The sequence below is a fragment of the Streptomyces atriruber genome, from assembly GCF_001418325.1.
GTDB classification, from domain to species: domain Bacteria; phylum Actinomycetota; class Actinomycetes; order Streptomycetales; family Streptomycetaceae; genus Streptomyces; species Streptomyces atriruber.
The window spans coordinates 1-10,811 of record NZ_LIPN01000251.1 but is presented as its reverse complement, the minus strand read 5'-3'; the positions used below and the strand labels follow the sequence as shown (position 1 = coordinate 10,811).

General features: G+C 71.8%; 9 protein-coding genes. 5 read left to right on the top strand and 4 right to left on the bottom strand.

Annotated features, from left to right (window positions below; genetic code table 11):
* From AOK03_RS24945 to AOK03_RS24925, 5 genes are all read left to right on the top strand, one after another.
* A partial coding sequence (locus tag AOK03_RS24945) for an MBL fold metallo-hydrolase (RefSeq protein ID WP_244177730.1) occupies positions 1-456 on the top strand: 456 nt, incomplete at its 5' end.
* A 5-nt stretch (positions 457-461) separates the two neighbouring features.
* On the top strand, positions 462-1,199 hold the full coding sequence (pqqC, locus tag AOK03_RS24940) for a pyrroloquinoline-quinone synthase PqqC (RefSeq protein ID WP_055567582.1): 738 nt from the start codon (positions 462-464) through the stop codon (positions 1,197-1,199).
* Positions 1,196-1,486, top strand: a complete 291-nt coding sequence (gene pqqD / locus AOK03_RS24935) for a pyrroloquinoline quinone biosynthesis peptide chaperone PqqD (protein ID WP_055567581.1) — start codon at positions 1,196-1,198, stop codon at positions 1,484-1,486. Before pqqC ends, pqqD begins: the two co-directional genes overlap by 4 nt.
* Positions 1,474-2,628 carry a pyrroloquinoline quinone biosynthesis protein PqqE gene (pqqE, locus tag AOK03_RS24930; protein ID WP_055567580.1) on the top strand — a complete coding sequence of 385 codons (1,155 nt, stop codon included), beginning with the start codon at positions 1,474-1,476 and terminating at the stop codon, positions 2,626-2,628. Before pqqD ends, pqqE begins: the two co-directional genes overlap by 13 nt.
* 105 nt (positions 2,629-2,733) lie before the next feature.
* Positions 2,734-3,762: a chitinase gene (locus AOK03_RS24925; RefSeq protein WP_055567579.1), complete on the top strand. Its 1,029-nt coding sequence runs from the start codon at positions 2,734-2,736 to the stop codon at positions 3,760-3,762.
* Between the two features lie 15 nt (positions 3,763-3,777).
* Here AOK03_RS24925 and AOK03_RS24920 read toward each other — a convergent pair whose 3' ends face one another.
* The 4 genes from AOK03_RS24920 to AOK03_RS24905 form a co-directional block, all read right to left on the bottom strand.
* A complete protein-coding gene (locus AOK03_RS24920) occupies positions 3,778-4,569 on the bottom strand; it encodes an ABC transporter ATP-binding protein (RefSeq protein ID WP_055567578.1) in 792 nt (263 codons plus the stop codon).
* Complete coding sequence (locus AOK03_RS24915; protein ID WP_055567577.1) at positions 4,566-7,355, bottom strand: ABC transporter permease subunit; 2,790 nt, start codon at positions 7,353-7,355, stop codon at positions 4,566-4,568. Before AOK03_RS24915 ends, AOK03_RS24920 begins: the two co-directional genes overlap by 4 nt.
* Before the next feature lie 12 nt (positions 7,356-7,367).
* The gene (locus AOK03_RS24910; RefSeq protein WP_055567576.1) at positions 7,368-8,636 is read right to left on the bottom strand and encodes an ABC transporter substrate-binding protein; all 1,269 of its coding nucleotides are present in this window, start codon (positions 8,634-8,636) and stop codon (positions 7,368-7,370) included.
* 134 nt (positions 8,637-8,770) lie between these two features.
* On the bottom strand, positions 8,771-10,570 hold the full coding sequence (locus AOK03_RS24905) for an AMP-dependent synthetase/ligase (RefSeq protein ID WP_055567575.1): 1,800 nt from the start codon (positions 10,568-10,570) through the stop codon (positions 8,771-8,773).
* Between the last annotated feature and the right edge of the window lie 241 nt (positions 10,571-10,811).

Here is a 10,811-nt window from a genome sequence, read left to right as displayed (position 1 = left end):
GGGGAGGGGGCGGGCGGCGCGACCGAGTGGCTCCCCTCTGACGCGGCTACCGGCTTCGACGCGGATGCGGGCTCCGCCGCCTGGTCCGTCGCCCTGCGCCTCACCGAACCCGCCAACGGCCGCACCCTCCTCTACGCCCCCTCCCTCGCCGTCTGGAGCGACGCCTTCGACGAGGCCGCCCGTACCGCGGACTGCGTCATCGTCGACGGCACGTTCTGGGACGACGACGAGCCGGTGCGCGCCGGGTTCTCCACCCGCACCGCCACCGGCATGGGCCACCGCCCGATCGCGGGCCCCACCGGCACCGCGCACCGCCTGGCGCGGCTGCCGGGCCGCGTCCTCTACACCCACCTCAACAACACCAACCCCCTCAACGATCCGGACGCCGAGCAGTACAAACTCCTGGCGGAGTGGGGCCTGGAGGTCGCCGTCGACGGGATGGTGATCGAGCTGTGAACGCGATGACCGCCACGGCGCCCGGCACGGCCGGGGCCCCGACGACGGCGCCACCCTGGACCCCGGAGGAGCTCACCGACCGGCTGCGTGCCGTCTCCGCCGCGCGCTACCACGACCGGCACCCCTTCAACGTGCGCATGCACGAGGGCGACCTCACCCCCGGGGAGGTGCGCCGCTGGATCGCCAACCTGTTCCACTACCAGCGCCACATCCCCGTCAAGGACGCCCTGGTCCTCGCCAAGTTCGACGACCCCGCGCTGCGGCGCGGCTGGCTGCGCAGGATCCGGGACCACGACGGGGAACGGGACGGCGAGGGCGGCATCGAGAGCTGGCTGCGGCTCGGCGAGGCGGCCGGACTCGGAAGGGAACAACTCCTCGACTCCTCAAAGGTGTTGCCCGGAGTGCGGCTCGCCGTCGACGGATACGTCAACTTCTGCAGGCTCGGCCCCGCACTCGACGCCGTCGCCGCCTCGCTCACCGAACTCTCCGCGCCCGACCTGATGCGGACCAGGATCGCCGCCTTCGAAAAGCACTACCCGTGGATCGACACCGCGGGGCTCGACTACTTCCGCACGCGCGTCGGGCAGGGCGGCCGGGACGGCAGGGAAGCGCTCGGCCTCGTCCTGACCTGGGCCCGCACCCGCGAGGAGCAGGAACGGGCCGTCGCCGCCCTCGCGTTCAAGTGCGACGTCCTGTGGTCGCTGCTCGACGCCGTCGACCGGGGGCCCGGGGAGGCCGGATGACCGCCAATGAAGTCGTGTGTGACGCCGTACGCGATGCATGGCGGCCCGCACTGGTCCGCTCGGTGGTGCTCCGGCACGACCGGGTGCGCGACGTCGACCTGCTGGTGCTGCCCGAGCGCGTCGTCGTCCTGCGCGGAGCCGCGGGAAGCATCGTGGGTCTGTGCGACGGCGAGCGCGATGTCGCGGGCATCGTCGCGGAGCTGTCGGAGCGGCACCCGGACGCGCCCGTCGCCGAGGAAGTCCCCTGCTTCCTGGCGCAGTTGCGGGCGGAGGGATGGCTTCGGTGACGGCAGCCCGGCAGCCCGACCCGCCCTGGGCGCTCCTCGCCGAACTAACCCACGGCTGCCCCCTGCGCTGCGCCTACTGCTCCAACCCCGTCGAACTGACGGCAAGAGAATCCGAGTTGACCTGCGATGAATGGGGGAACGTACTGCGCCAGGCCGCCGACCTCGGTGTCGTGCAGGCCCACCTGTCCGGCGGTGAGCCCCTGCTGCGCCGCGACCTTCCGGAGATCGTGGCGGCCGCCGACGGCTCAGGCATCCACACGCAGCTCGTGACCAGCGGAGTCGGCCTGCACGGCGAGCGCCTGGACCGGCTCGTGGCCGCCGGGCTGCGCAGCGTCCAGCTCTCCGTCCAGCACCCCGACCCGGGCGACGCCCAACTCATCGCCGGAGCGCGTGCCTTCACGGCCAAGGAGCGTGCGGCGCGGCTCATCGGGCGGGCCGGGCTGCCGCTCGGGCTCAACGCCGTCCTGCACCGCGCCAACCTCGACGCGCTCGACTCCCTCGTGGAGCTCGGCCTGGCCTGGGGTGCCGACCGCGTCGAGCTGGCCAACACCCAGTTCTACGGGTGGGCGCTGCGCAACCGCGACGCGCTGCTCCCGGACCGCGACCAGGTGGCGCGGGCCCGGGACCGCGTGGAGGTCTGGCGGGAGCGGCTCGCCGGGCGCATGGAGCTCGTGTGGGTCGCGCCCGACTACGTCGACGGCACCGCGAAGCCCTGCACGGGCGGCTGGGGCACCCTCTCGCTGACCGTCGCCCCCGACGGCACGGTGCTGCCCTGCCCGGCATCCGCCGATCTCCTCGGACCGGCCGCGCCGAACGTCAGGAACCATGAACTCGCCTGGATCTGGCGGGAGTCGGACGCCTTCAACCGCTACCGCGGCGAGGCCTGGATGGGTGCTCCCTGCCGCGGCTGCGAGCTGCGCACCGTCGACTTCGGGGGCTGCCGCTGCCAGGCGTACGCCCTGACCGGCGACGCCGCCCGCACGGACCCCGCCTGCCACCGCTCGCCCGACCACGCGGCGGTCCGCGCCCTGGTCGACGGGGCGGGCGACCCCGCGAAGGGCCCACCCGGCTACACGTACCGCACGCACACCGCGGACCCGGCGTCCCCGGTCCGCGCCCAGGTCCAGACGTACTCCCGCTAGTCCCCCCCCGCAAGGGTCTTGAGCCCCTTGCGCCCACCGACTGTCAGGAAAGCTTCCTGACATTGCAGATGCCACCGCAGAGGACATCGCAGAGAGGAACCCCCGATGTCGAAGACGTCACCTCACGCCCGTCGCAGAATCACCGTCGCCCTTGCCGCCGCCGGCGCGCTGACCGGCTCCGCGGCGCTGACCCTGGCCGCCGAGCCGTCCGCGCAGGCCCCGCCCGCCCCCGCCGCGCAGGCGTCCGGCACCATTCACGCGGCCCCCTACGAGTACCTCGGCTGGGGCAACCCGCAGAAGCCCACCGACGTGATGGCCGCGACCGGCGTCAAGTGGTTCACGCTCGCCTTCATCCTGTCGGACGGCGGGTGCAACCCGGCCTGGGACGGCAACCGCCCGCTGAAGGGCGGCTCCGACGAGGCCGCCATCAAGTCCATACGTGGCGCCGGCGGCGACATAGTCGTGTCCGTCGGCGGCTGGAGCGGGGCCAAGCTCGGCGAGAAGTGCGGGAGCGCCACCGCGCTCGCCGCCGCGTACCAAAAGGTCATCGACGCCTACAAGTTGAAGGCCTTCGACATCGACATCGAGGACACCGAATTCAGCAACGCCACGGTGCGCCAGCGCGTCGTGGACGCCCTGAAGATCGTCAAGTCGAAGAATCCGGGCATCGTCACCTACGTGACCATGGGCACCACCCCGAGCGGCCCCGACGCCACCGGCAAGGACCTCATCAAGCGCGGCGCCGCCGCCGGGCTCGCCAACGACGCCTGGGTGATCATGCCGTTCGACTTCGGCGGGCACAGCGGCACCATGGGCGACGCCTCCGTCAGCGCCATGGAGGGCCTCAAGAACGCGGTCAAGAGCGCCTACGGCTACAGCGACGCCGACGCGTACAAGCGCACCGGGATCTCCTCCATGAACGGCAAGACCGACGTGGCGGGCGAGACGGTGACCACGGCCGACTTCAAGAAGATCCTCGCGTACGCCAAGCAGCGCCACATCGCGCGCTTCGCCTTCTGGGCCGTCAACCGCGACCGCGACTGCGGCTCCGGGGGCAGCGCGGGGGACTCCTGCAGCGGCATCGGCCAGGCGCCCTACGACTTCACCAAGATCGTTGCCCAGTACGGAGGGTGAGGCGTCCGGCGGCGGTCACGGCGAGCCGCTCGCCGGGGTTCCCAGGTAGGCGTCCCGCACTTTCGGATCCGCGCGCACCTCGGCCGGTGTCCCGTGGGCCAGGACCCGGCCGAGGTCGAGGACGACGACGCGGGCGCAGAGCTCCATCACGAAGGCGACGTTGTGCTCGACGAGGAGCACCGCGCAGCCCTCGGCGTCCGCGAGATGACGGACGACGGCCGCCAGCCGCTGTCGTTCGTCGGCCGTCATCCCGGAAGCGGGCTCGTCCAGGAGCAGTACCCCGGGCGGGTCCGCGACCGCGCGCGCCAGCTCCACCATGCGGGCCTGTCCGACCGGCAGCGCGCCCGCGTACTGCCCGGCGAGCTCGTCGAGGCCGCACGAACGCAGCACCGCCGCCGCCCGTTCGCGCCGTCCGGCCTCGTGCGCGCGCCGGGTCGGCGCGGCCAGCAGGTCCGCGGCGAAGCCGCCGCCACCGCCCCGCCACTCCTGCGCGACGACGAGATTGTCGGCGACGGTGAGCTGGCCGAAGAGCTGCTGCCGCTGGAAGGTGCGCCGCATCCCGTGCCGGGCACGCCACACGGGGGAGCGGCGCGTGACGTCCCGCCCGTCGAGCAGCACCCGCCCGCGGTCGGGGCCGCGGATGCCGGACAGGACGTCGAACAGCGTGGTCTTCCCCGCGCCGTTGGGGCCGATGAGTCCGCAGACCTCGCCCCGGCGGACGCCGAGCCGCACCCCGTCGAGAGCGCGGATCCCGCCGAAGCGCACGCCGATGTCCTCCGCCTCCAGGACGTGGTCCCGCTTCCTCATGGCTGCGTCACGCCCTTCGTCGTCCGCCGTCCGCCGCTCGCGGCCATGCCCAGGTACGCCTCCGTGAGCCGGTCCGCCCGCACCTGCGCACGCGGACCGCACCAGGAGACGCGGCCCTGCGCGAGATACGCCACCGTGTCCGCGACCCCGAGGATCTCGGCGGCCTTCTCCTCGACGAGCAGCAACCCGGCGCCCGCGTCCCGGAGTTCGACCAGCAGCCGGAACACGTCGTCCACGATGCGCGGCGCGAGCCCGAGCGACGGCTCGTCCGCGATCAGCACCTTCGGCGGGCGCTGCAACAGCGGTGCGAGCGCCAGCAGTTGCTGCTCCCCTCCGGAGAGGGAGCCCGCGGGGACCTTGCGCCGCGCCGCGAGTCCCGCGAACCGCTCGTACACGGCGTCGCGTTCGTCCCGGTCCCGCAGGTACAGGGCGAGGTTCTCGTCGATGGTGAGCGAGGGGAAGATGCCGCGGCCCTCGGGCGCGAGGACGACGCCTGCCCGGGAACGATGGGTGGCGTCTTCGCGGGTGGCGTCGCGCCCGGCGACGTACACCTGGCCCCGCGTGGGTGTGAGCAGCCCCGCCGCGGCGAGGCAAGTGGTGGACTTTCCGGCTCCGTTGGGCCCGAGCAGGGCGACGATCTCGCCGGGGTGGACGGTGAGGTCGACTCCGTGGAGCACGGGGGCGCCGTCGTGGCCTGCGTGGAGTCCGCGGAGGACGAGGACGGGCGGTGCCCCGGCCCTTGCCCCCGACTCTGTCCCTGCCCGTTCGTCACCGGCTTGGCCGTCGGGTCCTTCCGGCGGCCGGGAAGCGTACTCACCCTCGGCAGGCAGGGAGTGCGTGACTACCGGAGTCACCGGAGTCACCGGAGTCACCGATCCCCGCGCCCGCCTCCGATGCATCCGCACCGACACCGCCGCGCAGTACCCGTCCGGGTCGTTCGCCAGGGCCAGCCCCGCGAGACCGAAGAGGATCACCGGGAGGTGCGCGGACTCCGTGACGTAGTCCGTCAGCAGGTGCGGCACGATCGCGAAGACCAGTCCCGCCACCACCGCGAACTGCGGCCTGCGCACGCCCGCGGCGACCGCGACCGCCAGCCAGATCAGTCCCGTCATCGCGGTGAAGTCGGTCGCGGTGATGCGGGTGTTGAAGGACGCGTACATCACGCCGCCGAATCCCGCGAGCCCCGCCGAGAGCGTGAAGAGGAGCAGCTTCGTGCGGACCACCGAGACGCCGGACGCCATCGCCGCCGCCGGGGCGGAGCGCACCGCCAGCATGGCCCGCCCCGACGGCGAGTTCCGCAGCGCGCCGAGCGAGGCCACGGCCGCCGTGACGAGGACGACCATCGCGACGCCCATGGCCCGGTCGTCCGAGAGGTCGACGGGGCCGACGACCGGGCGGGGGATCTCCCAGCCCGTGTCGCCGTTGCGCAGCCACCCCATCTGGAAGAGCACCTGGTCGGCGAGGAAGGCGAGCGCCAGCGTGGCGAGGGCCAGCGAGCGCCCGCCGAGCCGCAGCGCGGGCAGCGCCACGAGCGCGCCGAGGGCCGCGGCCGCGCACGTGCCCACCAGCGCCGCCCCGGCGAACGGCCAGCCGTGGCTCATCAGGAGCCCGGCGACCAGCGCGGCGCCCGTGACGAAGGTGGCCTGCGCCAGGGACACCATGGCGCCGAGCCCCGTCACCACGGTGAAGGAGATGAAGACCAGCGAGATCGCGAGGCCCTGCGCGAGGATGCCGCTCCAGAACGGCGTGGTGACCGTGTAGAAGGAGAGGGCGAGGGCGAGCGCGGCCACCGCCCACGGCCCCCACCTGCGGGTCCAGGACCGTCCGGCGAGATAGTCGACGGGCGGCGCGTCCACCGCCGCCGTGCCCGCGGTGCGCTGCCGCCGGGTGAGCAGGAGCAGCCCGGCGAACAGGATCAGGAACGGCATGGCCGTACGGAAGCCGGTGATCTGCTCGGCGAAGTCGGCGTAGCCCGCGACGAGGTTCTGCAGCACGCCGAGTCCGAGCCCGCCCGCGAACGCCAGGGGGATCGACAGGAAGCGGCCGAGCACGGCGGCCGTCGCCGAGACGAAGAGGAACAGGGTGAAGTCGTGCGAGGAGAGCCCCAGCAAGGGGGTCGCGAGCACGCCCGCAAGGCCCGCGAGTCCGGACGACAGCATCCACGCCACCGACGAGAGCCGGTCCGCGCTCATGCCGCGCAGCTCCACGAGGGAACGGTTGTCGACCGCGGCACGGAGCCTGAGGCCGAGCGGCGTGTGGCGCATCAGGATCCACAGGCCGACGGCGACCACCGCGGTGGCCACCCAGGTGATCAGCTGGTCGGAGTCGATGCCGACGCCGTCCATGAGCTGCCAGCTGCGGGCCGGGCTCGGGCCGACGCCCGGCAGGCCGAACTGGTTCTCCGCGGGTTTCACCGGTGCGCCCGCGTCGTCGAGCAGCTCGACCACCCACAGCCCCAGCGCGGGCAGCGCGACGAGCAGGCCGATCGTCGCGACGATCTGCGCGGTCTCGCCGACCCGCGCCAGTTTGCGGAACATGAGCCGGTCCAGGCCCCAGCCGAGGGCGGGTGCGACCACCAGGACGAGGAGCAGCGCCGTCGGCACGGCGGGCCAGCCGAAGCCCGAGTGCAGTTCGTGGAAGGCGAGGGCGCAGAGGTAGGCGGTGGCGCCGTGGGCGAAGTTGAAGAGGCCCGAGGCGGAGTAGGACAGGACGAGGCCCGTTGCGAGCAGGGCGTACAGGGCGCCCGAGACGAGACCGCTCAGCACGAATCCGAGGAGGTCCGACATGGCGGCCCGCCCCTACTTGAAGGGGATCGGTTCGTAGCACTTGAAGGGCGACGACACCGCGTACTTCCCGTTCTTCAGCTGCACGAGGGCGCCGCAGCCGAACGACTCCTTCTGCCCCTGGCGCAGCCTGCGGTCGCCGACCATGGTGCCGGTGTCGGAGTAGCCGTCCGCCGCCTTCTGGAAGGAGTCGACGGTGAGGTCCTTGCCCGCCTTCTCGGCGAGGGAGAGGAAGAGGTCGGCGGACATGTAGCCGGTCATCATGTGCATGTTGAGCGGCACGTTCTCGCCCGCCGTCTTCCTGATGTCCTCCTTGAACTGCCGCATGTCCGCGCTGTCCTGCTCGAACGGCTGGAAGGTCAGGAGTACGTGCACGCCGTCGAGGGCCTTCTTCGTGGCGCTCTTGGCGAGCAGGCCGGGGTCGTAGTCGGTGGGGTCGGTGATGACACCCTTGAACCCCGCGCGCTTGACAGCCGTGAACAGGCCGATGTTGTACGGGGTCTGCATGACGGAGACGACGGCGTCCGGCGCCTTGCCGCCGTCGGAGCGCAGGATCTCCTTCGTGTACGCCGACCAGTCGCTCGGCACGGAGGTGGCGGGGACGGTCGGCTCGGCGTACGTCACCTCGTACCCGGCGGCCGCGAAGGACTGCTTGTAGGTGCGGATGGCGAAGGTGCCCGCGTCGTTGTCGTTGGCGAGGATCGCCACGGACTTCCCCTTGGCGCCGCCCATCACCTTCGTGAGGCCCTCGGGCCAGCTCTGGGTGATCGTGCCGCCGGGCATCGGCACCATGCAGCCACCGAAGCCGTACATGTAGCTCGGGCCGCAGAAGGGCGGGATGGTGCCCCAGCCGAACGTGGGCACCTTCTGCTTCTGCAGGAAGTCCGCACCGGAGAAGGTGACCGAGCTCATCGGGGAGATCGCGAACACCTTCTCCCGCTGGACCAGTTTGCGCGCCGCGGCGAGGTTCTTGCCCGGGTCCTGCCCATCGTCCTCCGCGCCCAGATAGTCGATCTTCCGGCCGTGCACGCCGCCCTCCGCGTTGGCGCGGTCGAAGCGGGCCTTCGCGCCGAGGTCGGTGTCCTTCTTGCTGTATCCGCTGGCGGTCGTCATGGAGACGATCCCGCCGACCTTGATGGAGTCGTCGGTCACTCCGCGCACGGAGCTGCCGCCCCCGGCGCCGCCCCCGCCGCCCGAACCCTCGCTGTTGGAGGCGGAGTTGCAGGCGGTGGCGAGCAGCAGGGCCGCAGCGGCGGCGGTGATGGTGCGGATCGATCGCGACACGGTCGAGCCCCCTGAAGTCGAAGTGGGGCTGATTCTGTGCGTGACCTGATGAACCGTCAATAAGTGTCGCGGCGGTATTTGATGACCCGTCAGAAACCGCTGCCGTGACTGCCCGAGGGTCGATGGGGCCCTGCCTAGCTGCGGTACAGCGCCTCGACCTCCGCGGAGTACACCGTCTCGATCGCCTTCCGCTTCAGCTTCAGCGACGGCGTCAGCAGGCCGTGCTCCTCGGTGAACTGGTGCGCCAGTATCCGGAACGTGCGGATCGATTCGGCCTGCGAGACCAGGGTGTTGGCGGCGACCACGGCCCGCCGCACCTCGGTCTCCAGATCCGGGTCGCGCACCAGGTCGCCCGGGGGCAGCATCGGCTTGCGGCGCATGGTCAGCCAGTGCTCCACGGCCTCCGAGTCCAGGGTGACGAGCGCGGCGATGTAGGGCCGGTCGTTGCCGACGAGGATGCACTGGGCGACCAGCGGGTGGTCGCGCACCCGCTCCTCCAGCTGGGCCGGCGAGACGCTCTTGCCGCCGGACGTCACCAGGATCTCCTTCTTGCGCCCGGTGATCGTCAGATAACCGTCCTCGTCGAGCGCGCCGATGTCACCGGTGGCGAGCCAGCCGTCATGCAGGGTCGAGTCGGTGGCCTTGGGGTTGTTGAGGTAGCCCTGGAAGACGTTGCCGCCGTGCAGCCAGATCTCGCCGTCCTCCGCGATGTGCACGGTGGTGCCGGGGATGGCCTGGCCGACCGTGCCGTAGCGGGTGCGCTCGGGCGGGTTGGCGGTCGCCGCCGCCGTCGACTCGGTGAGGCCGTACCCCTCGTAGATCGTCACGCCCGCGCCCGCGAAGAACAGCCCGAGCCGCCGGTCCATGCCCGAGCCGCCCGACATCGCGTGCCGCACCCGGCCGCCCATCGCCTCGCGCACCTTGGAGTAGACGAGCTTGTCGAAGAGCTGGTGCTGCATGCGCAACCCGGCCGAGGGGCCGGGACCCGTGCCGAAGGCCCTGGCCTCCATCGCGTCGGCGTACCGCACGGCGCACTCGACGGCCTTGTCGAACGCGCCCGCCTTGCCGTCCTTCTCCGCCTTGCGCCGCGCCGCGTTGAAGACCTTCTCGAAGATGTACGGCACGGCCAGGATGAACGAGGGCCGGAACGCCGCCAGGTCCGGGAGCAGCGCCGCCGCGTTGAGGTTCGGCTGGTGGCCCATCTTGACCCGGCCGCGCACCGCGGCGATCTGCACCATGCGGCCGAAGACGTGGGCGAGGGGCAGGAAGAGCAGCGTGGTCGCCTCGTCGCCCCGCTTGGAGTGGAAGACCGGCTCCCATCGCCCGACCATCACCTCCGACTCGAACATGAAGTTCGCGTGGGAGATCAGGCAGCCCTTCGGGCGGCCGGTGGTGCCCGACGTGTAGATGATCGTGGCGATGGAGTCGGGGGTGACCGCGCGGCGGTGGCGGTGCACCACGTCGTCGTCGATGTCGCGCCCCGCGGCGTTCAGCTCGCCCACGGCATCGGCGTCCAGCTGCCAGAGCCTGCGCAGCTGCGGCAGCCGGTCGACGACGGAGCCGATCGTCATCGCGTGGTCCTCGTGCTCGACCATCGCGGCCGACACCTGCGCGTCGTGCAGCATCCACAGGACCTGCTCGGCCGAGGAGGTCGGATAGATCGGCACCACCTGGGCGCCGATGGCCCACAGGGCGAAGTCGAAGAGCGTCCACTCGTAGCGGGTGCGGCACATGATGGCCACGCGGTCGCCGAACCGGACGCCCTGGGCGATCAGGCCCTTGGCGAGGGCGAGCACCTCGTCACGGAACTCGCCCGACGTGACGTCGTGCCACTGTCCGTCGGTCTTGCGGCCGAAGGCGATGCGGAGCGGGTCCTCGAGGGCATGGTCGAACACGGCGTCGGCAAGGCCGCCCACCAGCGGCACCGACGCCATCGGAGGATTCGTGAACTCGCGCAATGATGCTCCTTGTGGCGCTCCGCACAGCGCCGTGACCGTACCCCACGGCGCGCGCGTGCGGGAGGGGGTCCAGAAGTGGGCGGCCCGCGCCATCGGCACTGGTCAGCCGGTCAAAATACGGCCACAAGGGTAAGGGCCGGACAACTTACTTACGCTGGAGTAAGTTTCGGTGGCGTAATCTCCACCGAATCTGTACGCGGCATGCAGAGATCTCTGC

Coding starts and splice junctions, on each gene's coding strand:
- AOK03_RS24925 (WP_055567579.1), top strand. CDS start 2,734: ATGTCGAAGACGTCACCTCACGCCCGTCGCAGAATCACCGTCGCCCTT.
- pqqC (WP_055567582.1), top strand. CDS start 462: ATGACCGCCACGGCGCCCGGCACGGCCGGGGCCCCGACGACGGCGCCA.
- pqqE (WP_055567580.1), top strand. CDS start 1,474: ATGGCTTCGGTGACGGCAGCCCGGCAGCCCGACCCGCCCTGGGCGCTC.
- AOK03_RS24920 (WP_055567578.1), bottom strand. CDS start 4,569: ATGAGGAAGCGGGACCACGTCCTGGAGGCGGAGGACATCGGCGTGCGC.
- AOK03_RS24915 (WP_055567577.1), bottom strand. CDS start 7,355: ATGTCGGACCTCCTCGGATTCGTGCTGAGCGGTCTCGTCTCGGGCGCC.
- AOK03_RS24905 (WP_055567575.1), bottom strand. CDS start 10,570: ATGGCGTCGGTGCCGCTGGTGGGCGGCCTTGCCGACGCCGTGTTCGAC.
- pqqD (WP_055567581.1), top strand. CDS start 1,196: ATGACCGCCAATGAAGTCGTGTGTGACGCCGTACGCGATGCATGGCGG.